We start from the raw sequence: 25,579 nt of genomic DNA on the forward strand, positions 1-25,579 counted from the left end.
ACCTTGTTACTCACCAGGAAGAGCCAACTCGAACCACACGGTCTTGCCCGACTTGCCGTGCCGGGTGCCCCACCGCTGGGCCGAGACGGCCACCAGGTGCAGCCCGCGGCCCCCCTCGTCGTCGGGCTTCGCGACGCGCTCGCGGGGCGGATCCGGAAGCGGATCGGAGACTTCCACGAGCAGGGCCGGGCCGTGCGGCGCGCCTTCCGCGGCGTGATCGCGGCGTTCCAGGCGGACCCCGATCGGGCCGGACGCGTAGCGCAGGGAGTTGGTGACCAGCTCGCTGACCAGCAGGACGGTCACATCGCCGACGGCTTCCAGGCCCCAGGCCAGTAGCGTGCCGCGCACGGCGTGGCGTGCGGTGCGGACGGCGCCGGGTTCTGCGGGGAAGGCCCACTCGGCGTTTTCACCGTCTGTGTCGATCACGCCGATCACTTCCCGGGCCGGCGACGGCCCCAGTCCGGTTCAGCAGGGACAGAGCCACGAGGGGCACTACACGATAGGGACTAATAGCGACATACCCGATATTCGAGGCGTCGTACCACCCGTCCCTCACGTACCGGCGCACTGTGGCACAGACGGGCTAGGCCGCGAGCGTCACGCGCCCCCGCGCGACCCGGCATGCCCTCCGGCGCGCCCGCCCTGCCCGATGCGCCCGGCGCGCATCCGGCGTCCGATCTCGGCGACCGCGGGCCGGTCCTGGTCGAGCCAGTCCACCGCGTCCAGTTCCCCGGGGCCGAGCCAGCGCAGCTCGTCGTGGTCCTCCAGCGGCGCGGGCTCACCGGAGAGCAGCCGCGCGGTCCACACGTGCAGGACCAGCCCCGGCTTCAGGGGCCATTCCCCCGGGATGCGCTCCACCGGCTCGGTCTCCACGCCGAGCTCCTCGCGCAGTTCGCGGACCAGCGCCTCGGGGCCGCTCTCGCCCGGTTCGGCCTTCCCGCCGGGCAGCTCCCAGCGGCCCGCCAGCTCTGGGGGTGCGCTGCGGCGGGCGGCCAGCAGCCGGCCCTGATGGCAAAGGGCTCCGCCCACGACCACGCGATCCGTCATGGGCGGAGCCTATGCCAACGCCGTGCTGCTCAGTTCGTCGTGGCGGTCTGACCGATCCGCTCGACCCAGTAGAGCTGCTTGTGTCCTCGGTCGTCGAGGCTGTCGACGACCTTCTGGGCCTCGGCCCGGGTGGGGTAGCGACCCACCCGGTAGCGGTTGCCGTTGTCGTCCTGACGTATGACCAGCCATGGGAGCAGGGCACCGCTGTCGTTCATCGCGTCTCACCCTCCGCCGATCCACCTGCCCGGGAAACCGCATTGCGCATATGCCCGAGCTTACGCCCGACCTTTACTGAGCGGATACGGTTTTTCACGAAGAGGTACCGCGCAGGCGTACGCATCCGGCCATGAGGACAAGTGAGCCGTGTGCGCCGGTTCGGCCCGGCCCCGGCACCGCCGGGGCGCACGCCCCCGGGCTACCGGACCGGCAGGTGGTAGGCGAGGCGGTAGCGGTCCGCCGGGACCACCACGTCGGCCGTCTCCACGGCCCGGCCGGAGGCGTAGTACGTGCGCCCGATGACCAGCACCACATGCCCGGGGACGCCGCCCAGCAGCACGAGTTCCTCGGCGAGGCCCGGCCGGGCCCCGACCTCCTCCACGACGTTGTCCACGACCACGTCGATCGCGGCCATCCGGTCCACGACGCCGGAGCCCCCGAGCGGCCCCTCCTCGGGGAGCATCACCGGCGTCCGGCCGGTCAGGGTGAGGGGCTCCCACGAGGTCGACAGCATCATCACCTCGCCCGCGTCCCGGAACACGTACCGCGTCCGCATGACGCGCTCGCCCGGCTCGATGCCGAGCCGCTCGGCGATCTGCGCCGGGGCGGCCGTCTGCTCGCTGCTGGACTCCCAGGTGCCGCGCGCGCCCGCCTCGGCCTGCTCCTGCCGAAAGGGCGTCGACGGCCCGCCGGTGCGGTAGCCGGAGCGGGCCACCCGTCTCGGCACCGGCTGCTCGCGCACGTACGTGCCCGACCCGGAGCGGCCCTCGACGAGGCCCTCCGCCATGAGGACCTTGCGCGCCTCCAGCGCGACCGTGTCGGAGACCCCGTACTCCTCCCGGATCCGGGCCTGCGAGGGGAGCCGGGCATGCGGGGGCAGGGACCCATCGACGATCTTCCGCCGCAGATCCCCGGCGACGCGCAGATAGGCCGGCTGCTCACCGAAAGTCACTGGCCACTCCCATCAGGTTGACAGACAGCTACACCCTGGCAACCCACGGTTGTACACCGCAAGCAAGGGCCAGAGTTTCACCCGAAGTGATGAAGCCTGGTCACTCAAACCCGTTACCGCGCGTTACCCTCTGAGGCCGCGTCACCCGAGCGGGGTCAAGGGGCGCGCCGTCACGCCTCCGCGGCCGGCCCCGCGCCCCTCGGCTGGTCCGCCAGCCACTCCGGGACCGTCGTCGCGAGGCCGTACGCCCCGCGCAGCGCCTTCTCCGTGTCCACGCGCAGGGCCGCCGCCGCCCGGTCCCACGCGTCCTGGAAGTCTGCCGGCCGCACCGCCTCGCCCGCCTTCTGCCAGTCCCGCCGCGCCGCCTCGACCTCATCGAGCTGCGCGCGCGCCGGCCCCGCCAACTCCGGCCGGTCCGCGGCCTCCTGGAGCACGCGCACCTCGGCGTCCAGCGCCCGGTCCACCGCGCGGGCCCACTCCCGGTAGGCCGGCAGCGCCTCGTCGAGCTCCTCCTCCGGCCACTGCCCCAGCGCCAGGTCCACCTCGTTCATCGCGCGCAGGAAGGCCACCTGCTCCGGCTTCAGCATCCCGGCGTCCCGGCGCAGGCTCCCGCGGTGCTCCCGCTCGGCCGTGCCGATCACGCACAGCAGCCGCCGCGCGCCGCCGCCCCAGGAGTCCCGGGCAGGGGCGAACCAGAACATCTCCGCGTAGCCGGGCAGCGCCCAGGTGTCCATGGCGTAGGCGTCCTGTGCGCGCCAACAGGCGTCCGTGGCCGCCTTCTTCAGCTCCTCGCCGCCGGGGAGGGCGCCGGCCCGGTCGAGCCGGGTGGAGGCGGTGACCTCGCCCTCGTGGACCTCCGTGCAGGCGATGCGGTAGAGCAGCGGATCCTCGTCGAGCAGGTCGCCGCCGGGGACGTTGAAGCAGTCCCCCGCCCGCATGTCCTCGATGTCGGTCAGCTCCCCGGCCACGCTCTCGTACGGCGACAGCGCGTCCAGCCGGTCGAACAGCGACCCCGCGGCCCGGTCGACGGCGAGGACGAGCAGCAGGCTCGTCACGAGCGACACCGCCAGGCCCGCGATGGCCAGCGGCCTGCCGCGCTCGCCCTTGCGGGCGATCTGGACCAGCGCCACGATCCCGAAAACGATGCCGAGCGGCGGCATGCACACCAGCCCGACCAGCAGCGAGGCCAGTGCGAAACCGTTGAGCGGCGGTTCGCCGTACGCCTGTCGGTCCGGCGGGGGCGGCCAGTGGGGTGGCGGCGGGGTGGTCACGGGGGGCGGGACTCCATCCCTGGGTGTCGCAGGCGAACGCGCGAAATAGTACGCAGCGGGGGCGACCGTGGTGTCGGTCGCCCCCGCCGTTCGCCGCAGCCCGTGCGGCGCAGTGCGTTCAATCTGCTTGACGCTGCGTCAGAACTGCAGAGCCCAGGAGTCGACCTTGCCGGTGTCGAGGTTCGCGTTGTCGTTCACGCGCAGCTTCCACACCCCGTTGGCGACCTCCGAGGAGGCGTTGACGGTGAAGGTCTTGATGATGTTGTCCGCGCTGCCGCCGCTGCGGTTGTGCAGGTTGTACACGGAGCCGTCGGGGGCGACGAGGTCGACCTTCAGGTCGCCGATGTACGTGTGCTTGATGTCGACCGAGACGGCGAGCGCGGCCGGGGCGTTGCCGGAGACGCCGCTGACGGTGAGCGGGGACTCGACGGTCGCGTTGTCGTTGACGGCGTAGTCCGCGGTGTTCTCGAAGCGCGGGCCGGTCGGCGGGGTGGTGCCGCCGCCCGCGTACAGCAGGCGGTTCGGGGAGCCGGTGCCGGGGCCGGTCACCACGTTCGGGGTGGCCGCGGCCACCAGGCCGTCGCGGACCTGGGCCGGGGTGCTCGACGGGTTCTGCGAGAGGTACAGGGCGGCCGCGCCCGCGACGTGCGGGGTGGCCATCGAGGTGCCGGAGATGGTGTTGGTGGCGGTGTCGCCGGTGCCCCAGGAGGAGGTGATGGAGGAGCCGGGGGCGAATATGTCGAGGCTGCTGCCGTAGTTGGAGTAGCTGGCCTTGGCGTCGGTGCTGGTGGTGGCGCCGACGGTGATGGCCTCGGCGACGCGGGCCGGGGACTTGGTGCTCGCGTCGGTGGACTCGTTGCCGGCGGCGACCGCGTAGGTGATGCCGGAGGCGATCGAGTTGCGCACGGCGGTGTCGAGCGCGGAGTCGGCGCCGCCGCCGAGCGACATGTTCGCCACGGCCGGCTTGACGGCGTGCTGGGTCACCCAGTCGATGCCGGCGACGACCTGGGCGGTGGTGCCGGAGCCGTTGTTGTCGAGGACGCGGACACCGACGATCTTGGCCTTCTTGGCGACGCCGTACGAGCCGCCCGCGACGGTGCCGGCGACGTGCGTGCCGTGGCCGTGGCCGTCCTGGGCGGTGTTGTCGTTGTCGATGGCGTCGAAGCCGTAGGAGGCGCGGCCGCCGAAGTCGGTGTGGCTGATGCGCACGCCGGTGTCGATGATGTAGGCGGTGACGCCTTCGCCCGCCTTGTCCGGGTACGTGTAGCTGCTGTCGAGGGGAAGGGCGTGCTGGTCGATGCGGTCCAGGCCCCAGGAGGGCGGGCTCGGCTGGGTGCCCTGGGCGCCGTCGATCGTGAAGGTACGATTCTGCACGACGGACTTGACGGCCGGGTCGGCGGCGAGCTTCCTCGCCTGCTTCTCGGAGACCTTGAGGGAGTATCCGTTGAGGGCGGCGCTGTAGGTGCGGTCGATGCTGGCGCCGTACTTCTTGGCGACGGCCTTGCCGCTGGCCGCGGTGGAGCGGGCGGCCGAGTCCTTCAGGGTCACGATGTAGCTGTCGGCGACCGCGCCGGGGGCACCGGCGTTCTCGACGACGCCCTGCGGGCCGCCGTCGGCCGCGGAGGCAGGGAGCGCGGCCGTCGCGCCGAGCGCGAGGGCCAGGGCCGCCGCCGCGCCGAGGCCGGTGATTTTCCGGCGGGTGTGACGCTTCACGGACATGTGGGGGGTCCTCCTCATCAGGGACTTCGCCGGGGCGGCGGGCATGGCGGCATGCGCATGCCAATCTACTGGACGGCCTGCCGGGGCCCGCTGGAACGAAAGGTTGACCCAGCCCTTCGGCATCCCACAAGGGGACGGCGAACGCGTAACATCCGTGCCATACAACGGCCATGAACGAGCAAAGGTGCTCCGCACATGACGCACGCACTACCCGGTTACGTCTGCCCCGACGACGGCACGCGCGCCGACGCCCGGACCGCGCCGTGGTGCTGCCCGGTGTGCGGCGGTCCGTGGGACCTCGACTTCACCCCGGATCCGGCCAGTGCTCTGGACCCGGGCTCCGGGCCGAACTCGCTCTGGCGATACGGTTCCGCACTGCCGCTGCCGGGGGCGTTCGCCGTCACCCTGTCCGAGGGCAACACCCCGCTCGTCCCGCTCGGGGAGCGGATTCACGCCAAGCTCGACTTCCTGATGCCGACGCTGTCGTTCAAGGACCGGGGCGCCGTCATGCTCGCGGAGGTGGCCCGGCGGCTGGGGCCGGAGCGGGTGATCGCCGACAGCAGCGGCAACGCGGGGACGGCTGTCGCCGCCTACTGTGCGCGGGCCGGACTGAATTGTGAAATTTTCGTGCCCGAGGGCACCTCGGAGAAGAAGACGGAACAGATCCGGGCCCACGGCGCGGCCGTCCGCCCGGTCCCCGGCGGTCGCGAGGCCACCGCGGTGGCGGCGCGGGCCGAGGCGGATCTGCCAGGGGTCTTCTACGCCAGCCACGTCTTCAACCCGTACTTCCTGCACGGCACCAAGACGTACGTGTACGAGGTGTGGGAGGAGCTGGGCGGCCGGCTCCCGGAGGCCCTGGTCCTCCCCGTCGGCAACGGCACCCTGCTGCTGGGGGCGGCCCTGGCGGTGGAGGAGCTGGCCCGGCGCGGGGTGCGGCCGCCGGCGCTGATCGCGGTCCAGGCGGAGGCGGTCTCGCCGCTGGCCGCGGCGTTCGCCGCCGGGGCGGAGGATGCGGAGCCGGTGGAGCAGCGGCCGACCCTGGCCGAGGGGATCGCGATCCCGGCGCCGCCGCGGGCCCGGCAGATCCTGGCCGCCGTACGGAAGTCCGGCGGCGCGTTCCTGACCGTCCCGGACGATGCGCTGCGCGCCGCCCAGCGGGACCTTGCCGGGCGGGGCCTGTTCGTCGAGCCGACGGCTGCCGCGTGCTGGGCCGCGGTCGGCCCCCTCTCGCCGGCCAACCCCCTCCAGGGCCGCACCGCAGTCATCCCCCTCTGCGGGGCGGGCCTCAAATCGGGCCTGACCCCCTGACTCCCGGGGCACCGCCCCCACGCCCGCGCCTCAATCGCCGGCGGGGTTGGACGTGCCGGCCCCTGGCTCCCTCTGCGCGAGGGGCTGCGCCCGGGCTTGCTGGGGCTCCGCCCCAGACCCCGCGCCTCAATCGCCGGCGAGGCTGAATTTGCCCGGCCCCCGTCCTGATGAGGCGGCGGGGATTGGCCGGCTCCGTCGTGGGCAGCAGGCCGGGGACCGGGGCGGCACATCCAGCCCGCGCGGCGATTGAGCGCCCCGGGCGCGGAGCGGCCGGAACGGGGTGCCCGGCGGAGCCCGGGTAGCCGGCGGGAGCCGGGGTCGCCCGGACCTCGACCTCGAACGCTGCGCGAGCGGCGGCACATCCAGCCCGCGCGGCGATTGAGCGCCCCGGGCGCGGAGCGGCCGGAACGGGGTGCCCGGCGGAGCCCGGGCGCGCGGCGGGGGCCGGGGCCGCAGGTCCCGGTTTCTGGGGGCACCTCCCAGCGGTAGCTGGGGGAGAAGGGGCGGGGAGGGGCGGGGAGGGGAACGGCTCCGCGCAGCGGACGGGGCCACCGCCAAGGCGGGTCGCATACCGCCAGGGTCAGGGCGTAGATGTCGGAAAACCGCCGGACCGGGGGCGGCCCTGTCTGGTGAAGTGGGGGCATGAGCAGCCAAGTTGAGCTGGCGCGGCGGTTTGCCGCGCTGCACACCCCCGCCCGCCCCCTCGCCCTGGCCAACGCCTGGGACGTGGTCAGCGCCCGCCTCGTGGAGGCCGCCGGCGCACCGGCCGTCGCCACCACCAGCGCCGGCGTCGCCTGGTCCCTCGGCGCCCCCGACGGGGACTCCCTGGCCCGCGACCGCGCGCTCGACCTCATCGCCCGTGTGGCCGGCGCCGTCTCCGTCCCCGTCACCGCCGACATCGAGGGCGGCTTCGGCACCACCGCCGCCGAGGTCGGCGAGACCGTCGCCGCGGTCCTCGCCGCCGGCGCGGTCGGCATCAACATCGAGGACGGCACCCGCGCCCCCGCCGACCTCGCCGACCGCGTGGCCGCCGCCCGCGCCGCAGCCGATGCCGCCGGGATCCCGCTCTACATCAACGCCCGGATCGACACCTACCTCTTCGGGCTCGGCGAGCCCGCAGGCCGCCTCGACGAGACGCTCGCCCGCGCCGCCGCCTACCTCCGCGCCGGCGCCTCCGGCATCTTCGTGCCCGGCGTCACCGACGCCGCCACCGTCGCGGAGCTCGCCAAGGGCATCGACGCGCCCCTCAACGTCCTGGCCCACCCGGGCGCCCCCTCGGTCGCCGAGTTCGGCGCGCTCGGCGCGGCCCGCGTGAGCCTCGGCTCCTGGGTCGCGTCCGCCGCGTACGACGTGGTGCGCCGGGCTGCTGAGGAGCTGGTGAGCGGCGGCACGTACACCAACCTGCCCGACGGCCTCCCGTACGGGACCGCCAACGCCCTCCTCCAAAACTAGACAACCTCAAGCGGCGGCGCGGCCTCAGTCCCGCGCCGCCTCCTCGTACAGCGCCCTCGCCCGCTCGTCGAACAGCGCGGCCGTGGAGTCCACGTCCGTGTCGCCGCCGCTCAGTACGCCGATCAGGTGACCCGGGCTGCCCGGCCCGCCCCGGTCGGCGATCCAGGGGCTGCCGCTGGTGCCCGTCCAGAACCCGGCGCAGCTGATGTACAGCATGGCCGGGTCGTCCTGGTCGTGGGAGGTCTGGGTGGTGCAGGAGACGGGCTTGTTCTGCGGGTTGCGGTCGGACTCCGGATAGCCGACCACCGTCACCTCCCGCTCGTACCCGGAGGTCCAGTCGGGCAGGGGCACCTCCGCGGCGCCGCCGACCGCCTGCTGGACGGTGCGCCCGTCCTCGTCGGGCTCGATGCTGAGGAAGGCGAAGTCGGCGGTGTCCTCGCCCCACTTCGTCCAGCGCTCGTCCACGTGGACCGCGCGCACCTTCCACACCCCGAGCGGCCGGCGGCCCGCGCCCGCTCCGGAGAAGGCCGGCGCGAAGGACAGCTCGCCGATCTGCCGCCCGTCGTGCGCGACCTCGCCGGGTTCGCCGTTCTCGCCCGCCGGGGCCACGCAGTGCGCGGCGGTGGCGACGACGTTGCCCTGCGGGCTGTCGACGACGCTCGCCGTGCACCAGTGCTCGCCGTTCGCCATGAGCACGCCGACACCGGGGAAGGGGTGCACCGCGCCGGCGTCCTCGTCCGTCGCCCTGACGAAGGCGACGGCGAGGACGGCCGCCACACCGGCGGCGGCCGCGGCGGAGGCCCCCTTCGCCACGGCGTTCATCGCACGCCGGGATCGGGGGTCGGTGGCGACATCACCTTGCTGATCCACTCCAGGGAGCCCTCCCTCATGCCACGCACATACGACTTTCCGTTGTGCTCACCATCCTGGATCACCTGCAGCCGGGTGTGCACGGGGCCCTTCCCGTACTCCTGCATGAACTTCTCGGTCTTGTCGCGGCCGCCCTCCGCGGTGCCGATCTGGAAGTTGATGTACACGTCCGGGCCGCCGGCGGCGATCAGCTTCTCGGCGAGCTTCTCGGGGTTGTTCTCGTCCATGGCCTGCGTGTTCCCCTTCCACAGCGGGGAGTCGGGGACGATGTCGACCCCGCTGGCGATGGCCGCCTTGAAGCGGTCGGGGTGCTTCAGGACGTGTTTGAACGCGCCGAAGCCGCCCGAGGAGGAGCCCATGAAGGCCCACCCGTCGCGGGAGGTGAAGGTGCGGAAATTGGCCCGGGTGAAATCCGGGACGTCATCGGCCATCCAGGTGCCCATCTTGGGCTGCCCGGGGATGTCGGAGCCGTCGAAGTGGTGCTTGGTGTCCGCGTTGATCACCGGCATGACGAGGATGAACGGCAGGCTCTTGCCCGCCTTCGCCCCGTCGATCACGGCCTGCTCCAAGCCGAGGCCGGGGCCGGTGCCCCAGTAGTTCTTGGGGTAGCCGCGGCCGCCGGGCAGGGAGATCAGGACCGGGAACGCGCTCTTGGCGTAGCGCGGGTCGTCGTACTCCTTGGGCACCCACACCCACACGTCGCCGGTGAAGCCCGACTTCGGGCCCTTCAGCGTCGTACGGGCGATCTGGGTGCCGTCGGGCATCCGGTACGTCCGGACGAAGGCGGCCTTGGGGCCGGTGGGCATGCTCACGCCTGGCCGGACGTCCTCGGCCGCCGCCGACTCCTCCACCTTCCCGAAGGACGTGGGATCCCCTATGTCGGAGAAGATCCCGGATGCGTACGCCGCCGCGCCCCCGGCGGCCAGCGCGAAGGCGAGCCCGCCTCCGATCAGAAGCCTGCGCAGGCGCTTGGGGCGGCGGGGGCCCGTGGTCACGGGGCCTTCCTCGGCCGCGAGGCGGCCGTCACCCTGAAGCTGGTCATGCTGCACGGATTTGTCCCGTTCCCTCTCCGGCGCCCACTGCGGGGCGCGGTTCGGACCGATCGGTCCCCCTTACACCCTTTACAGAGCGTTCAACGACCGGGAGGGTTGCCTGGGACGGGTGTGACGTGATGCGCGGGCAGCGCCTGCCGCGCCCGCCCCCGGCTCCGTGCGTCGGTGCAGGTCAGCCGGTTTCGGGCTTCGGAGCCTTGAGCACCTTGCTGATCCACTCCAGGGAGCCTTCCTTCATGCCCCGGACGTAGTGCCAGCCGTTGTGCTCGCCGTTCTGGATGTCGCGGATGGTCGTCTTGACGGGTCCCTTGCCGTACTGCTGCTGGAACTTGAGCATCGCGTCCTTGCCGGTCTCCTTCGTGCCGACCTGGAAGTTGATGTAGACCTCGGGCTCGTTCTTCTCGATCAGCTTCTTGGCGAGCTTCTCCGGGTTGTTCGCGTCCATCTCCGCCTGGTGGCCCTTCCACAGCGGGGAGTCGGGGACGAGCTCGCCGCCGCTGGCGATCACGGCCTTGAACCGGTCCGGGTACTGCAGGAGGGTCTTCATGCCGACGAAGGCGCCGGAGGAGGAGCCCATGAAGGCCCAGCCGTCACGGGACTTGTAGGTACGGAAGTTGGCCCGGGTGAAGTCCGGGATGTCCTCGGCGATCCAGGTGCCCATCTTGGGCTGGCCGGGGATGTCGGAGCCGTCGTAGTAGTACTTGTTGTCGGGGTTCAGCACCGGCATGATCACGATGTACGGGAGGCTGGTGCCGGCCTTGACGCCCTCGCTGATGGCCTTCTGCAGGCCGAGGCTTCGGTCGGCCCAGTAGTTGGTCGGGTAGCCGTTGCCGCCGGGCAGGGAGATCAGCACCGGGAAGCCGCTCTTGGCGTACTTCGGGTCGTCGTACTCCTTGGGCGCCCACACCCACACGTCGCCCTCGAAGCCGGACTTCGGGCCCGCGAGGCGGGTCTTGGCGATGACCGTCCCGTCGTCGAGCTTGGCGAACTGCTTGAAGTCGGCCTTGGGGCCGGTGGGCAGCTGCACGTCCGGATCGCCGGTGGGCTTGGCCGGGGTCTGCGGCGCGGCGGACCCCTGGCCGCCGGTGTCCTTGGCGGCGGGCGGCTGGTTCTTGCCGAAGGTCACGGCGTCGCCGTTGCCGGAGAACCACTCCAGCTTCCAGGCGGCGAAGCCGCCGCCCGCGAGCAGCAGCACCAGGGCGAGGGTCCCGCTGATCCATATCGCGCGGCGCGAGCGCTTGGGCTTCGGCGGCCGTACGGGCTCGTGCGGCTCGGCGGGCTCGTGGCGGGGCGGTGGCTGCTGGCCGTAGGGGTCCTCGTACGGCCGGCCGGGCCCGTCACCGTACTGCGGCGGGTACCCCTGCGGCGCCTGCTGCGGCGGCTGCGGCGGCTGGTCCTCGTACGGGCCCTGCCGGTGCGACGGGTGTGGCTGGTCATCGGGCCGCTGGCGCTGCGGGTACTGGTGCACGGACTTCGCTCCGAGTGGTCATGCCTGTCCCTGAACGGGACAGAACGGCTGGGCATCCCCCTGGTTCTGATGTGCGAATCCCACGGTCAGTTCCAAAATCCGGCAAAAACACGATCCGAATCCCATGTGTCGGGAACCCGTACGCGGGACTTCACCTCTGGGCGTCGAGCACCTCGGCGCACCGCCCCAGCAGCCTGACCAGCAGCTCCCGCTCCTCGTCCGTGAACGCGGCGGCGAGCGCCCGCTCCACCCGCACGGCGCCCTCGTCGGCCAGCTCCATGGCAGCGCGGCCCTCGTCGGTGAGCCGGGTCTCCAGCACGTTGCGGTGCCACTCGTGCGGGGTGCGCTCGATGAAACCGCGCTCCTGGAGGTTCTTCAGGACGGTGTTCATGGTCGGCGGGGTCACCCCGCACAGGCGGGCCAGAGCGGCGGCGGAGATCCCCGGCTTCTCGGCGAGCCAGAGCAGGGCGGCGTACTGCGGAACCGTTACTGCACCCGGCTTGACCGCGGTGTTCTTCGCCGCGAGGAGCGCCTGCTCGGCGCGCTTGATGTGCGCGCCGATGCGCTCCTCGGGAGGCATGGACGTCATCCCGGCATCCTAGTTCCCTTGCGGGCATTAGAGCTCTAACTTATGTTCTTGTTCACCCACAAGGAAGAGGACACACGCCGTGCCGAAGAAGAAGTCCGAGCCGGGCACGTCCAGGCTGCTGCTGCCCGCCGCGCTCCTGGCCCTGACCACCGCGCTGACCCTGACCGCGCTCCCGGCGGCGCAGGCCGCCCAGACGACACAGACCGCACAGCCCCAGCAGGCCGCTCAGGCCGCCCAAGCCGTCACCGACGCGCGGATATCCACCGCCTTCACCCTCCCCGGCGAGAAGGTCTACCCCGAAGGCATAGCCACCGACCCCCGCACCCATGCCGTGTACGTCGGCTCGTACGCCGACGGCACCGTCTACCGGGCCCTGCCCGGCCGCTCCGCCGCCGAGGTGTTCCTGCCCTCCGGCACCGACGGCCGGCACACCGCGAACGGTCTGCGCGTCGACCCCCACGGCCGCCTGTGGGTGACCGACTCCACCACCGGCGTCGCCGTGTACGACACCGCCTCCGGGGCCCGCCTGGCCCACTTCGAGGTCGCCGGGGGCGACCCCCGCTTCATCAACGACCTCGCCTTCACCCCCGACGGCACCGCGTACCTGACGGACAGCTTCCGGGCCGTGGTCTACCGCGTCACCCCCGCTCAGCTGGCCGCGGGATCCGGAGAGCTGAGGGCGGCGTACGACCTCAGCGGCCGGCTCACCCCGTACCCGGGCCGCACCATCAGCCTCAACGGCATCACCGCGGACCCGGCCGGGCGGTACCTGCTCACCGTGGACATGACCGCGGGCGACCTGCACCGCATCGACCTGCGCACCGGGGCCCTGTCCCGCGTCGACCTCGGCGGCGGCGACCTCACGCACGCCGACGGGCTCGACCTCGCGCCCGACGGCAGCCTGCGGGTGGCCCACAACACCACCAACACCCTGACCCGGTGGCGCGTGAGCCACGACGGCACCCGGGCCCGCCTGGTCCGTACGATCACGGACCCGTCGCTGCAGATCCCGACCACCCTCAGCCACAGCGCCGGCCGGACGCTGGTCGTCCGCTCCCAGTTCGACAAGGGCGGCCCGATGGGCCCGGGCACCCCGGGCACGTTCACGGTCGCGGCGGTTCGGGGCCTGTAAGCGCAGCCCGGGGCAGCCCGGGGGCAGCGGCGGCTGCTCAGCGGGCCGCGCCGAGCCGCTCCTGCTCCTCCTCGACGATGCGCCGGGCCAGCGAGGTGTCCGAGACGTCGACCGCCTCGGGCGCCGACTCCGCGACCGCGCTGCGCCTGGCGTACGCGTCGAACAGCCGCGACTTGCGCTCCAGCACCTCCAGCAGCCGCTGGTCCACCCCTTCGGTGGCCAGCAGCCGGTGCACCCGTACGGCACGCACCTGCCCCATCCGGTGGGCGCGGGCGACCGCCTGCTGTTCCGTGGTCGGCTTGAGCTGCGGCTCGCACAGGATCACCACGGACGCGGCCTGGAGGTTCAGCCCGGTCCCGCCGGCCTCGATCTGCGCGAGCAGCACCGCGTGCCCGGCCGCGGCGGCGAAGCCGTCGACGATCCGCTGGCGTTGCGCGGCCGGCACGCTCCCGCAGAGCGGGCCGAAGAGCGGGGCGGGGCCGCCCCCGGGCGGGCGGCATACGAGCGCGTCCTCGACGGCGCCCAGCACCTCCCGGAAGGAGGAGAAGACCACCACCTTCAGCCCGTTCGCGGCGGCGTCCGCGACCAGTTCGCGCAGCCGCCGCAGCTTCGCCGACTTCTCAGGCCGGGCGTACGCCGCCCGCCGCATGGCCATGAAGTTGCCGTCCCGGACGGCGGCCCGGTAGGCCTCCCGGTCGCCCGCGCCGAGCTCCTCCCACTCGTCGGTCCACTGCAGGGCGGGGAGTTCGGCGAGGACGTCGCGCTGGTTGCGCCGCAGGTACGCGGGCGCCACCGCCTCCCGGAACGCGGACGGGCCGACGGCGGCGTCGACGTCCCCGATCCCGGAGTCGGCCTCGGGGCGCAGGATCCGTACGAGGCTGCGGAACTCGGTGACCCGGTTCTCCATCGGCGTGCCGGTGAGGAAGAGGACGTACGGGCAGCGGCCCGCCCAGTCGGCGACGGCCGCACTGCGGCGGGTCTGCGGGTTCTTGACGTGGTGCGCCTCGTCGACCACGAGCATCGCCGGCCCGCCCAGGGCGGGCCGCGGGAAGCCGGCCAGGGCCTGGAAGGTGGTGACGGCGACGCCGCCGCGCCGGCACCAGTCCGCGTACGCGTCGTGCCGGCCGGGGCCGTGCAGGAGGACGGCCCGCAGGCTGCTGCGGGCCTCCAGCTCGCGGATCCAGTTGATCAGGACCCCGGCCGGGCAGACGACGAGGAAGCGGCCCTCCCCCCGCGCGGCGAGGTGCGCGAGGGCGGCGATCGCCTGGACGGTCTTGCCGAGGCCCATCTCGTCGCCGAGGACCACCCGCCGCTGGGCGAGGGCGAAGCGGGCGCCGAACGCCTGGTAGCCGCGCAGCGGGACGCGCAGGTGGGCGGTGTCGAGGAGTTGTGCGCGGACGCGTGCGGCCACCGCGTCGGGCAGGAATCCCTCGGCGGCGGCCGGGTCGGGGCCGCCGCCGGCCTGCTCGGCGACCTCCGTGAGCAGCCCGTGGTACTCGGCGGAGCGCAGGCAGAAGTCGACCCAGGCCGCCGCCTCGTCGGCGGGACCGCGCAGCAGGTCGACCGATGCCTGCCCGAGCAGCAGCCCCGTCCCCTCCCGCTCGGCCTCCCGCGTGAGCCGGCCGATCCCGGCGACGGCCGCCAGCACCCGCTCCCGGCGTTCCCGGCGCTCGCGGCCGGCCCAGCGCAGGCCCAGCAGCCGCAGCCGGCCGAGTCGGCCGGCGGCGGGGGCCGCGTCGGCGAGGAGCGGTCCGAGCCCGGCGTCGAGCTCCGCGGCGGCGGCGACGGCCCGGCGGGCGTCGGGGCCGGCCTCGACGAGCAGGTGCAGCGCGATGACCAGGGCCGTGGTCCCGGGCTCGGGCCGGTCGACGTCGAGGTGGACGGCGACGGTCTCGCCGACGGCCTCGGCGAGCTGCCGGGCCGCGGCGAGCGCCTGGTCGGCGGTCTGCCGGCCGACGCCGGGGAGCCGGCGGAGCCGGTGGGGGCCGGCGTCGAGCACCTTCTGCACGGTGTCGAAGCCGGCGGCCTCGATGACGGCGACCCGCAGCCGGCCCTCGGTGACGTCCTTGAGGCGGGCGGTCGGGATCCGGCTCAGCTCGGCCCGCGCCAAGGCGGCGTGGAGCGGGGCCCAGGCGTCGCGGACCCCGTCGACGGCCCGCCGGTGGTCGTCGAGCAGCGCCCGCGCCGCCGCGTGCAGCCGCTCGCCCGCGCCGATCACTTCGGACGCCCTGAGCCGCATGGCCCCTCACTCCTCGACTGCTCCCGGCCGGCGGTACCGGCTGGACGCAACCTACCGCGGGGTGCGGGGAAGGCGGCCGTCGGCGGTCGGGGCCTGTCCGACCCTGATCCGCCGGACCCCTGATCCGCCGGACAGGCCCTAACCGCCGACGGCGCTACCGGACGGGGTGGCGCCCACCGTGATCCCGGTCTTCATCCCGAGGTCCGCGTGCCCGTCGACGGGGCAGTAGACCTCGTACCTGCCTTCCTTCAGGGTGACGGAGAACGTGGCGTGCTGCCCGGGTTCGAGGGTCGGCGAGCGCTGCTCGCCGCCGGGGCCCTCGATTTCGAGGGCGTGGTCGTGGTGGCCGGTGTTGTTGACGGTGAAGGTGTAGGCGCCCGCCGTGAAGGCCTTCCGCGACAGCTCGATGCGGAAGTCGCTCAGGTCGGCGCTGACCGCGGCCGCGGTCGTGCCGCTGCTCCGGACGGGCGGGGCGGGCGGGGGCGCGGCGGCCGTACCGCCGCCGGTGCCGCCGCCACAGGCGGCGGCAGCGGCGGCGAGCACGACGCCGCCGAGCGCCGCACCGGCTCTGCTTCTCGTACGTCTCTCGCTCCTCATGCATGCACTACGTGCGAGGGCCCCGGAGGGATGGGCGGGAGGGCGGGGACGAGCACACTGGAGGTGTGTGGGGCAATCCGGGGGCGCCGCCGGCCCGTATCCCCTGATGTGCAGAGGATGGGCCTTCCGCTCGGGCGGGCCTCGGACGAGGCGCTGCTGGCCGGGCTGGCGACGGGTGACCAGGAGATCGCCGTCGCGTTCGTACGCCGGTTCCAGCGGGCGGTGTTCGGGGTGGCCGTGGCGGTCGTGGGCGATCCGCAGCTCGCCGAGGACGTGGCGCAGCAGACGTTCGAGCGGGCCTGGCGCCATGCCCAGGTGTACGACTCCCGGCGCGGGTCGGTGCGTACGTGGCTGACGGCCATCGCGCACAACCTGGCCATCGACGCGGTCCGGGCGCGCCGGACCACCCCGCTGGCCCCGGAGGACCTGGACGCGCTGCTCGACATCGTGACGGACACCCCGGAGCAGCACGCGCTGGCCTCCGAGGCGTCCGCGGGGATCCGGACGGCGCTGGCGGCGCTGCCGCGGGAGCAGGGCCGGGCCCTGGTGATGGCGGGGATCTACGGGATGACCGCGCAGCAGATCGCCGGGTTCGAGCAGATCCCGCTGGGCACGGCCAAGACGCGGATCAGGACGGCGATGCACAAGCTGCGCGCCGGGCTGGAGGCGGCGGATGGAGGAGGCCGGCGATGACGGACGGCATCGGATCCGGAACCGGCACCGGAAGCGGCACCGGGAGCGGAAGCGGGAGCGGGAGCGCCATGATGTGCGAGCAGGTGCGACTCCTCGACGCCGAGCTGGCGCTGGGCATCCTCCCCGGCCGGGAGCGCGCCCGCGCCCTCGCCCACCTGGACCACTGCCCCGACTGCCGGGTCCGCGTCGAGCGGCTGACCCCGATCGGCGACGGCCTGCTCGCGCTCCTGCCGGGTACGGAACCCCCGCTGGGCTTCGAGAGCCGTACCGCACCGCGCCTGCGGCACCGCCCCGACCGGCGGCGCCTGCGCCTGGCCCTCGCGGCCGCGGCCCTGGCGGCGGCCTGCGCCTTCGGCGGCTGGGCGGCGGGCACCGCGCTCATCGGGGCCCCACCCGCCACCACGGCCACGACGACGGCGGCGCCGCTGCTGGAGGCCCCCCTGCGTACCCCGGACGGCCGGGCGGCGGGCCGCGTGTTCGCCCACCCGGGCGGGGGCGGGCGGGGCTGGATCTACATGGTCCTGGACCTGGACGAGGGACCGGCCGCGCCGGACCGGGCCCGCTGCGTCCTCACGTACACCGACGGCACCACCAAGCCGCTCGGCAGCTTCCCCCTCGAGGACGGCTACGGCTACTGGGCCGCCCCGGCCACGGTCTCCCCCGCCCTGGCGAGCGCCCGCGTCCTGACCCCGACCGGCACGCTCCTGGCCACGGCGACCTTCGGGGCCCACCCTCACTCTGCGTAGCGCTTCGACATGCGGGAGCGACGCCCCGGTGCCAGCATGATGACGCCCACTCCCCCTCAACGAGGAGCGAAACACCCATGGCACGCAAGCAGTCCCCGCAGGACAAGGCCTCCCAGCTCAAGCAGGACTCGAAGAAGAAGATGCAGGAGGCCAAGGACCGCTCGAAGGACCCCTCCCGCATGACCGACGACATGGACATGGACATGGAGGAGGACCGCCCGGGCCAGCAGAAGCCCCCGCGCGCCACGTTCTGACGCACCCCCGACGCGCCCGCCCCCCACGGCGGGCGCGTCGCCGCGCACGCCGCACACCAGGAGAGGACCCCATGTACGTACGCAGCATCTATGCAACGGGTGATCCGGCCGAGCTCGACGGGGTCGCCGAGGCCCTGCGGACCGAGGGGCGCGAACTGCTCACCGCGCAGCCGGGCTTTCGCGGGATGGGGCTGTTCGTCGACCGCGAGCTCGGCAAGCTCCTGGTGGGGTCGTGGTGGGACGACGAGGCCTCCCGGCAGGCCAGCTACGAGGCGCTGAGCACGCGGCGGACCGAGATGCTGGCGTCCTTCGCACAGACCATGACGGTCGACAACTGGGAGGCGCCGGTCGCCCGGCGCGCGGAGGACCTCGGGCCCGGCGCGGGATTCCGGCTGGTCCGCATGGACGTCGAGCCGTCCGGCATCGACCTGCTGGTGGAGACGTTCCGCAACACCGCACTGCCCAGGCTCCAGCAGGTCCCCGGCCTGGCCGGCATCTCCCTGCTCATCGACCGCGCCCGGGGCCGAGCCGCCGTCGGCGCGCTCTACACCGACCGAGACGCCCTCGCAGCCTCCCGCGGCGCCGTGGCCGCGGTCCGCGGAGCAACCACGGGCAAGGCCACCGCGCACACCACCAGCCTCGAGGAATTCGACGTCCTCGTCGCCACGGCGGTCCCCCACGCCTGACCACTGTCAGTACGGATAGCACGCCGCGAGGGGCACGACGGGACGCCATACTTGGGCGCATGACGCAGCCGCTGCCCAAGGAAGTAGAGACGCTGGCGGGCAATACCGACCTGCACCCCGAGAGCTGACGGATGCCGTCCCGGCACCCCGAGGAAATCGGCTACGGCCATGTGGTCGAGAGCTACGTGTCGAGGATGTACGGGGGCCTCCCGCGCTACCTCGTACTGAACAGCGGGCGCTTCCTCAGCCCCCGGTGGCGGCACACCACTCGCTTCACGCGGCACCTGCTCGATGACGCCGCCGCGATCACCGACGAGGAACTGGAAGCCCTCCTCGGCTACGAATGGCGATCGCGCCTCACCGCCGGCTGGCTGATCGGCGTCGACCGCCGCGAACGGTTCCGGACACGCATCGGCGACCTGCTCCTGGCCAGCGAGGTCTGCTACTCCGGCGGCGCCTACTGCTTCGCCCTGGCCCGCTTCGGCACGCACGCGGACGCCGAGATCCTCACCGCCTACCTCGACCGCTACCTCCCCCGCACCGACCTGTACTACGACCAGCCCGCTGCCCTGGGCGCCCTCCTCCGCCTCGACGCCCGCCTCGGCACCCGCCACGCCGACCGCTTCACGGAAGCCGACGGCCTCTGGGACCACTGGGTCAAGGGCATGGGGCGCCTCGGCTACCCCAGCGACACCCCTGGCGAACTGCACCGCTGGACCGACGCCCAATGCAACTTCGCCAACGGCTGGTCCCGCCCATAGCCGCTCCCCCGCGCGCCGGACTCATGCACCACTCCGCGGACAACAAAGGCCGCCCGGCCCGCTGCAGTGCGGGGTCAGGCGGCCTTTTGTCGGTGGGGTCAGAGGTTGAAGCGGAACCTGCAGTGCAGGCTCCCACCTGCGAAAGCGCGGGTTTTGCAGGGGGCATCCCAGCACGGGCGTTCTATCCCAGCACCACGCAGGCGAGACGGCTGTCGTAGCCCTTCTCAGCTTGGGCGCCGGCGCTTCGCTCGCCTTCCTCTACCAGTAGGGACGTCGCGTCCGGGATACGGGCCGCTTGACACACTGCAGCACCGCCCCGGCAACGGCCCGAGGCGATGGGCAGCTACCCCTAGATGTCGACGGTTATCCTGACCGAGCGGTGCCCCAGCCAGCGTGAGACCTCGTGGATCGACACACCGTTGGCCAAGGTAGCAGGCGCGAAGAAGTGCCGCAGGCTACGAGGCCTGTACTTGGCGTTGCCTCGTAGACGGGCCCGGCCAGCCGACACCCATGCCGACCTCCAGGGCTCGATTTCGAGGGCCAAACAGCAGGGCACCGTGCCCCTTCAGCTCGCTCGCCGGCCGTGGCGGAGGCCGTGCCGACCGACTGTACGACTGGACAACGCCGGCCAGCTCCCTCCGCTACTGCACTTCACAAACCGCCAGCGTCACATCGTTGATCAACAGGGCACACCGTGCCCAGACTTACCTGAGAATGACCATGTCGAACTGCTTCATCGTAGGGAGATTCTCGTGGCATCCGTCGCGCTAGTCCACTGCACTACCCTCATGCTGCAGCGCCTCCCGGAACCCCCACCACGCTGGCTTCAGCGGGACGAACGGAGCTTCGCATACCCGTACAAAGAGTGGCGAAAGCCCCGAGGGTGGTGTCTGACCCTCTTCACCAACCGGGACCCCGACTTCAACAAGCGCACTATCATCGGCGTCGGTGGCGCTTTCCCAGGGCGACGATCAGGGACCTACGAGCGCTCCTTGCTCACCAGAGATTTCACCCCACTAACTCGGCCGCTCCCACTCGCGGATCTTGAGATGCCGATGGGAGCAAGTCGTCGCTTCCTGCGGGACGACGGCCGCATGTCGGAAGTAGCTGGCCAACGGCTGCTGGAATGCGTGCGTCAGCTACGGCCCGAGCTGGCCTCGACGCTTTCCAGTCTGGAGCAGTCACTGGGCATGCACCCTCCAACAGGCGCCGTCGGCGAGAAACTGAACCTCGAGAAGGATGCTGTGGGAATGCTGCTCGAGGCCGCGGGCATGGAGCGTGACGTGGTTGAGTCGTGGCAGTCTCCTGTTACGCCCGAAGTCCTGGAGACCCGCTCTGTTCCCTTTCTCTCGGGGCTACCCGATCTCCGACAGATCGAGGACCAACAGATCGTGCACGACTACCACCGCTTTCCGGGGATGACAGGCATGGACGCAATCGAGGTTGGGTGGCGCATCTACCGTCGCAGCAGCGGACCGTCTGGCCATCGGCTCTTCGTGTACAACGCCAACCGCCACAACGTAGAGACTGTCACCGGGGTGGACATGATCTACGTAAATGAGTTCACCGGAAGTGTCACCACAGTTCAGTACAAGCGGATGCGTAAGGAGGCAGGCCTGTGGACATACCGGTACGACGCGACCGCGGAGCGCGAGCTGGAGCGCATGGCGATTGTGGACAAGGAGTGCGAACAGCTCGACGACGGCTTGGACCCTCGGCTCGTCACTGCTCCTAGCATGGTCAAACTGTGCCGGAACGAGCCCTTCGTCATGAGCTCAACTGCGCTCATCCCCGGCATGTACCTCACCCGCCCTCACTTCAAGGCACTGATCGACAGCCCGCTCGCTCGAGGTACTCGCGGCGGCAGGCGCCTCCGGGAAGGGGATGTGCCTAGGTATCTGAACAACACCACGTTCGCCACTCTCCTCAAGGACGGATGGCTTGGTACGCGAGGTGCCAGCAGCGACTACGTCATCGACTTGGTCCTCCGCGCCCTTTCACCCGACGGCCCGGGGTCCGTAGCGGTCGGTATCCACGGAAGCTCCATAGCTCCTGGGAACCGGCGCATCTCGTGGTAAATGAGCTTTGCCCGGCGGGAAAATGGCGGAATCTGGTTCCCGACCTTACATACGATCGTGGAGATAAACCCTAGACGGCGCCATTAGTTGCGGCGGGTCGACTCACCGACGACTCGGCGATCGAGCCCCTCCTCGGCCAGACCGACAAGACATGGCGCCGCACGCGGGATCGCTGCAAATGCGCACCCTTCTTGCCGCTCTCCACACCCACCACACCCACCGCGAAGCGTCCGAACCATCCAGCTCGCCCCTTGACGGAAACGGCCTCTCCCGTTGCCGCCCTCGACTGTCGCCCGGCTCTCGATATCTCTCGGCCCACCCACGGCCGCATCTTGGACGCTCTAATACCAATCGCTACCCAGCCCTCGGTAGAGCCATCAAGTGGCCTGCCCTGGGATTGACAGACCCTTTGACCTTCTTCCTTGCAGGGCAGCAAGCAGAAGCTGCAGGCGGCCAATTCTAGGCGAATTCGCCCCCTACCGACCCGCGTGATTGCCACGTTTCAGCGGAACGTTCATACAGGAACCCGGCCTGCGGCGGAGTCCTTGCCCAACCGATCAGCGCCCGGGGCCGCCCTTCCGGCGACCAGCGGCCCCAGGCACTACCAGAACTGCTGCGTTCTCTAGGCCGCCAAAGCCGAGGGTTGAGCGGTTCGGCGCAGATTCATGAAGACAATGAAGAGGTCATCGATCTCCTCGTCTTCAAAAAGGTCGTCGGGGCCACCCGGGGCTCGGTCGAGGAAGGGACCTTCGTACAGGTCCTTGTTGTCTAGGAAGCCCCGTCGAACCACTACATCGATGATCAGTTTGACGAAGTCGATCTGAGCGGCAGTGAGCTGACGCTCTCCAATGAAGCCGGCAAACGCCTGCTGTGCGGCCTGCGGGTCCAAGCCGCACAGGCCGCGTACGAAAAGCCCGAGGCCGGCGCCTTCGCGTACCACGTCCAGGTCCTCCTGCGAGGCGATGCCTTCGCTGAGGAAGATCTCCTCCAAGGCAGTCAGGTCCGCGACGGTGATCTGCTGGGCGTGGCGGAGTTTGCGCACGGACGGGTGGTCATCGTGGCGTAGCAGGTAGGCACGGGCCTTCTGGCGAAAGCGCTGCTCGTCGGTGCCAACCGGCAGGCCCCGCAGCTCGGCCTCAGTGATCTCACCGAGTTCATCCTCGAAGTCGGTGTAAACGATCTTCCGCTTGGCCTTGTCGTCGACAAGGCCAGCGAGACTTCGGACCCTACGGCGCATGTCCTCCAGCATCGGAAGGGTCGCGTCCTGCCACCACTCGTCGCTGGCAAGGGCTTCGAGGAGGTCAACCTGGTCACTCACGGCCGGGATGTTGACCTTGCCGAGTAGGTCGTCCGCGATCTCCATGATCTTCATGCGGAGCTTGTCGTACTCCTTGCCACCCTCTAGAGCCGCGAGTTGAAGCCGGAAGGCGATGAGATCGAAGCGCTTGGCGTCCTCGCGTCGGTCGTCCGCGTCCGGGTCGTATGTACTGGGCAGCTTGATCAGCTTCTCGCGGATCTCGGCCTCGGCGTCGTCGTCGATGCGGTACCAGGCGGTGAAGTCGGCGTAGACCTCTACGGCGCGGCGGTGCGGGCGGACCAGGAAGTTGTCCGGGCTCATGCCGTTGATCACGCCGTTCAGGCGGTGGGCGAGGGCCCAGCGGACGGCGTGCTCGGTACCGATGTCGTCGGCGCCGCCGTCGCGGGCGGGGTCGGGCTGGATGCGGCGGTCCAGGCTGCGCAGCAGGTCGAGCTGGGTAGCGAGGAGCCGCTCGGTGAGGGAAACCGTCTGGCGGCCTTCGTTGCCGGCGATCTCGCTGTTGAAGAAGTCGATGTTGCCGCAGAAGTCGAAGACCCGGAAGTTCTTCTTGGCGTGCTCGGGTTCGGTCTCGTCCGGGCCGAAGAGAGCCGGGCGTAGGCGGGTGCCTCGACCGATCATCTGCCAGAACTTGGTCCTGGAGAAAACTGCTTTAGCGAAGACGAGGTTGACGACCTCGGGTACGTCGATGCCGGTGTCCAGCATGTCGACTGAAATGACAATGTCCGGTTCCTTGGCTGCATTGGAGAAGTCCTCGATGAGGCTCTGTCGGTAAGTCTCCTTGTAAGTGATCACACGGGCGGTGTGACCGGCACCCTGGGGGTAGTTGGCGTTATAGCGTGCCTCTATGAACCGGGCGTGCTCGTTGCTCTTCGCGAAGATGATGGTCTTGCCGAGACGGTCGCCACCCTGCACACGGTGCCCCTCGGTGACCAAAACCTCCAACATCTTGTCGACGGTGTCCTCGTTGAAGACGTACTTGTTGATGTCGTTACGGCCGATGGCATCAGGGACCTGGCCGTCCTCGGTCCATTCCTTGGCGTCCCACTCGGCCCTCTCCTCCTCGGAGAGCTCCGCGTACCGAATGCCGTGCTCCATGATCTTCAGGGGTACCTTCACGGCGCGCGGCGGTACGAGGTAGCCGTCGGCTACGGCCTCGTCCAGACCGTAGGAATCGGTGGGGACTCCGTCCTCCAGCTGGAACAGCTTGTATGTGTTCCGGTCGATCTCGTCCTTCGGGGTGGCGGTGAGACCTAGGAGGAGCGAATCGAAGTAGTTGAAGATCTCGCCGTACTTGGCGTAGACGGAGCGGTGGGCCTCGTCGATGACGATCAGATCGAAGTGTCCGGAACTGAAGCGGCGGCGGCCTCCCGAGTCGGTAACGTCGATCTGCTTCATCATCGTCTGGTAGGTGGAGACGAAGACTCGGGCGGAGGCGTTCTTGTCGTCCAGGAGGCTGGCGACGGGCGTGTTGGGCAGGTGTTCCTTGAACGCCTTCATCGCTTGGATGACGAGGGCCTCACGGTCGGCGAGGAAGAGGACGTTCTTGACCCACCCTGCCTTGGAGAGCTGATCGACCAGGGCGACGGTGGTACGGGTCTTGCCGGTGCCGGTGGCCATAACAAGGAGTGCCTGACGCATGCGCTCACGATCGTACGTCTCGCCAACGCGCTTGATGGCGCGGAGCTGGTACGGACGGCCAGCGATGTTCGGGTCGGTGGGGTACGTGGACAGGGAGCGGCGCAGGGCACGCTGCTGGATGCGCCAGAGGAGCTGTTCTTTGGTGAGGAACCCGGAGATCTGGCGGGGCGGGTAGCCGCTGCTCGGGTTCTCGTTCCAGTCGTCCCAGATGTAGGTCTCGTAACCGTTGGTGAAGAAGATCACCGGGCGGCGGTTGTACGCGGCCTCAAGGGCATCGGCATAGAGCTTGGCCTGCTGCTGGCCGTCGCGGGGGTCCCGGCGAGTGCGCTTGGCCTCGACGACGGCGAGGGGCTTGCCGTCGTCGCTCCACAGGACGTAGTCGACACGACCATTGCCGGAGGCAGTCTGCATGCCGGTGATGGCATGCTCGATGGTGCAGTCGGTGGCACCGACGGTCCAACCAGCCTCCTTGAGGAGGAGGTCGATGAAGGCGTCGCGGGTGGACTGCTCGTCGTAGTCGTGGGTGTCCTGGATCTGGGAGTTGGCCTGCTTGGCGGCCTCGATCTCGGCCCGCAGCTCGGCAATCTCGCGGGCGCGAGCGGCGTTCTCGGCGAGTGCCTGCTTCAGCTCCTCGGCCTGCTTCTTGTAGCGGCGGGCATCCGCCTCCGCCTCCGCTTTCAGTTCTGCCTGCTTCTTCAGGCGTGCTTGCGGGGAGAGTGGCCGGGGCACGACGCCCGTGTCGAAGTCGAGCGCCGAGGCCGGCCGAACCTCGGGACGGACGGCGTAGGTGCGGGCCACCCAGTAGAGGGAGTGGAACAGCTCGCGAAGCGCGGAGAGCGCGGTGGCGGGCAGGACGGGCGCAGACCTGTGCACGGCGGCATTGCCGAGGCGACGCACTAGGTCCATCTTCGTCGCCACGGCTGGGCCGACGAGCCTCTTGAAGCTGGCGTCATGGAGGTGGGCGGCAAGGTCCTTGCTGTACGGCTCGCGGAGGCTGGACGTGTCGTTGTCGTACATCCAGTGGACGGCGAGTTCGAGCGCCCGGCGGGAGTAGAAGCAGGAGGCGCGGGGATCGGCGTGGGCGAAGCGCTCGGCCTGGCGGGCCTCTTGGTAGAAGGCCGGCCAGGAGGTCTTGAGGAAGTCGAAGTTGGAGACGGGGACGGCGGCCTGGGAAGCGGCACGGTCGCGGGAGTCAGGGGCAGCAGAGGGGGGCTGGCTAGCTGGACGGCCCTGACGCGGGTCGTAGGGCTTGGGGGGCGTAGAGCCTTGCTCCCCGGCCCCGTCACTGCCGCTGCCCGAGTTCTCTTCGTTCGCGTTGCTGCGCATGGTCACTTGCTGCGCCCCTCTCCCCTGTTGACGATTCTGCTCGGACTGGGGGCGGGCCGTGATTGGTCCGGCACCCCCACCATCCGCGCGTACGACTTGGCCTACCAGTCGACCGATCGCGGCTCACGTGTTACGGCATGCCCGGCGGCGGCCCTAGGACTCCCCTT

Annotated in this window: 22 protein-coding genes; 9 read left to right on the top strand and 13 right to left on the bottom strand. The window is 71.1% G+C overall.

The genetic code is table 11. The features are described 5' to 3' along the window. Positions 1–6: 6 nt before the first annotated feature. From AB0F11_RS16565 to AB0F11_RS16590, 6 genes are all read right to left on the bottom strand, one after another. On the bottom strand, positions 7–435 hold the full coding sequence (locus AB0F11_RS16565) for an ATP-binding protein (protein ID WP_362173444.1): 429 nt from the start codon (positions 433–435) through the stop codon (positions 7–9). A gap of 162 nt (positions 436–597) precedes the next feature. Continuing rightward, entirely contained in the window at positions 598–1,047 is a 450-nt protein-coding gene (locus AB0F11_RS16570) for a (deoxy)nucleoside triphosphate pyrophosphohydrolase (RefSeq protein WP_362173447.1), read from the bottom strand. A 29-nt stretch (positions 1,048–1,076) separates the two neighbouring features. Beyond that, entirely contained in the window at positions 1,077–1,262 is a 186-nt protein-coding gene (locus AB0F11_RS16575; protein ID WP_214943524.1) for an SPOR domain-containing protein, read from the bottom strand. 200 nt (positions 1,263–1,462) lie between these two features. Then, a complete protein-coding gene (locus tag AB0F11_RS16580; RefSeq protein WP_362173450.1) occupies positions 1,463–2,215 on the bottom strand; it encodes a GntR family transcriptional regulator in 753 nt (250 codons plus the stop codon). 170 nt (positions 2,216–2,385) lie between these two features. Then, on the bottom strand, positions 2,386–3,486 hold the full coding sequence (locus AB0F11_RS16585; RefSeq protein ID WP_362173453.1) for a DUF4190 domain-containing protein: 1,101 nt from the start codon (positions 3,484–3,486) through the stop codon (positions 2,386–2,388). A gap of 138 nt (positions 3,487–3,624) precedes the next feature. Next, on the bottom strand, positions 3,625–5,205 hold the full coding sequence (locus AB0F11_RS16590; protein WP_362173456.1) for a S8 family peptidase: 1,581 nt from the start codon (positions 5,203–5,205) through the stop codon (positions 3,625–3,627). A 195-nt stretch (positions 5,206–5,400) separates the two neighbouring features. Here AB0F11_RS16590 and AB0F11_RS16595 point away from each other — a divergent pair, with 195 nt between their 5' ends. After that, positions 5,401–6,513 (top strand): pyridoxal-phosphate dependent enzyme, encoded by a 1,113-nt coding sequence (locus AB0F11_RS16595; protein ID WP_362173459.1) that lies wholly within the window; start codon positions 5,401–5,403, stop codon positions 6,511–6,513. Positions 6,514–7,155: 642 nt separating this feature from the next. Continuing rightward, positions 7,156–7,965, top strand: coding sequence for an isocitrate lyase/phosphoenolpyruvate mutase family protein (locus AB0F11_RS16600; RefSeq protein ID WP_362173462.1), 810 nt, complete (start codon positions 7,156–7,158; stop codon positions 7,963–7,965). A 24-nt stretch (positions 7,966–7,989) separates the two neighbouring features. On the opposite strand, the gene AB0F11_RS16605 is transcribed toward AB0F11_RS16600, so the two are convergent. The 4 genes from AB0F11_RS16605 to AB0F11_RS16620 form a co-directional block, all read right to left on the bottom strand. Then, on the bottom strand, positions 7,990–8,787 hold the full coding sequence (locus AB0F11_RS16605; RefSeq protein WP_362173465.1) for a trypsin-like peptidase domain-containing protein: 798 nt from the start codon (positions 8,785–8,787) through the stop codon (positions 7,990–7,992). Then, positions 8,784–9,830 carry an alpha/beta hydrolase-fold protein gene (locus AB0F11_RS16610; protein WP_362173467.1) on the bottom strand — a complete coding sequence of 349 codons (1,047 nt, stop codon included), beginning with the start codon at positions 9,828–9,830 and terminating at the stop codon, positions 8,784–8,786. The genes AB0F11_RS16605 and AB0F11_RS16610 overlap by 4 nt, the downstream gene beginning before the upstream one ends. A gap of 229 nt (positions 9,831–10,059) precedes the next feature. After that, the gene (locus tag AB0F11_RS16615) at positions 10,060–11,355 is read right to left on the bottom strand and encodes an alpha/beta hydrolase-fold protein (protein WP_362173471.1); all 1,296 of its coding nucleotides are present in this window, start codon (positions 11,353–11,355) and stop codon (positions 10,060–10,062) included. Positions 11,356–11,506: 151 nt separating this feature from the next. Further along, positions 11,507–11,944, bottom strand: a complete 438-nt coding sequence (locus AB0F11_RS16620; protein ID WP_362173474.1) for a MarR family transcriptional regulator — start codon at positions 11,942–11,944, stop codon at positions 11,507–11,509. Positions 11,945–12,023: 79 nt separating this feature from the next. On the opposite strand from AB0F11_RS16620, the gene AB0F11_RS16625 reads away from it, so the two are divergent. Continuing rightward, the gene (locus AB0F11_RS16625; RefSeq protein WP_362173477.1) at positions 12,024–13,076 is read left to right on the top strand and encodes a superoxide dismutase; all 1,053 of its coding nucleotides are present in this window, start codon (positions 12,024–12,026) and stop codon (positions 13,074–13,076) included. Between the two features lie 37 nt (positions 13,077–13,113). On the opposite strand, the gene AB0F11_RS16630 is transcribed toward AB0F11_RS16625, so the two are convergent. Both AB0F11_RS16630 and AB0F11_RS16635 read right to left on the bottom strand, forming a co-directional pair. After that, a complete protein-coding gene (locus AB0F11_RS16630; protein WP_362173480.1) occupies positions 13,114–15,315 on the bottom strand; it encodes a DEAD/DEAH box helicase in 2,202 nt (733 codons plus the stop codon). A 138-nt stretch (positions 15,316–15,453) separates the two neighbouring features. Further along, entirely contained in the window at positions 15,454–15,912 is a 459-nt protein-coding gene (locus AB0F11_RS16635; protein WP_362173483.1) for a copper-binding protein, read from the bottom strand. A 117-nt stretch (positions 15,913–16,029) separates the two neighbouring features. On the opposite strand from AB0F11_RS16635, the gene AB0F11_RS16640 reads away from it, so the two are divergent. From AB0F11_RS16640 to AB0F11_RS16665, 6 genes are all read left to right on the top strand, one after another. Continuing rightward, a complete protein-coding gene (locus AB0F11_RS16640; protein ID WP_362173486.1) occupies positions 16,030–16,605 on the top strand; it encodes a sigma-70 family RNA polymerase sigma factor in 576 nt (191 codons plus the stop codon). Then, positions 16,602–17,351, top strand: a complete 750-nt coding sequence (locus tag AB0F11_RS16645) for a zf-HC2 domain-containing protein (RefSeq protein ID WP_362173489.1) — start codon at positions 16,602–16,604, stop codon at positions 17,349–17,351. Before AB0F11_RS16640 ends, AB0F11_RS16645 begins: the two co-directional genes overlap by 4 nt. 77 nt (positions 17,352–17,428) lie before the next feature. Beyond that, positions 17,429–17,605, top strand: coding sequence for a hypothetical protein (locus AB0F11_RS16650; RefSeq protein ID WP_362173491.1), 177 nt, complete (start codon positions 17,429–17,431; stop codon positions 17,603–17,605). 71 nt (positions 17,606–17,676) lie between these two features. Continuing rightward, positions 17,677–18,291: an antibiotic biosynthesis monooxygenase gene (locus AB0F11_RS16655; protein WP_362173494.1), complete on the top strand. Its 615-nt coding sequence runs from the start codon at positions 17,677–17,679 to the stop codon at positions 18,289–18,291. A 131-nt stretch (positions 18,292–18,422) separates the two neighbouring features. Next, on the top strand, positions 18,423–19,052 hold the full coding sequence (locus AB0F11_RS16660; RefSeq protein WP_362173497.1) for a DUF6000 family protein: 630 nt from the start codon (positions 18,423–18,425) through the stop codon (positions 19,050–19,052). Between the two features lie 788 nt (positions 19,053–19,840). Further along, a complete protein-coding gene (locus AB0F11_RS16665) occupies positions 19,841–21,130 on the top strand; it encodes a hypothetical protein (RefSeq protein WP_362173500.1) in 1,290 nt (429 codons plus the stop codon). Positions 21,131–21,752: 622 nt separating this feature from the next. On the opposite strand, the gene AB0F11_RS16670 is transcribed toward AB0F11_RS16665, so the two are convergent. After that, a complete protein-coding gene (locus AB0F11_RS16670) occupies positions 21,753–25,412 on the bottom strand; it encodes a DEAD/DEAH box helicase family protein (protein WP_362173702.1) in 3,660 nt (1,219 codons plus the stop codon). Positions 25,413–25,579: the final 167 nt, after the last annotated feature.

Origin of the sequence: Streptomyces sp. NPDC032472, from assembly GCF_040636955.1 — a bacterium.
Lineage (GTDB): Bacteria > Actinomycetota > Actinomycetes > Streptomycetales > Streptomycetaceae > Streptomyces.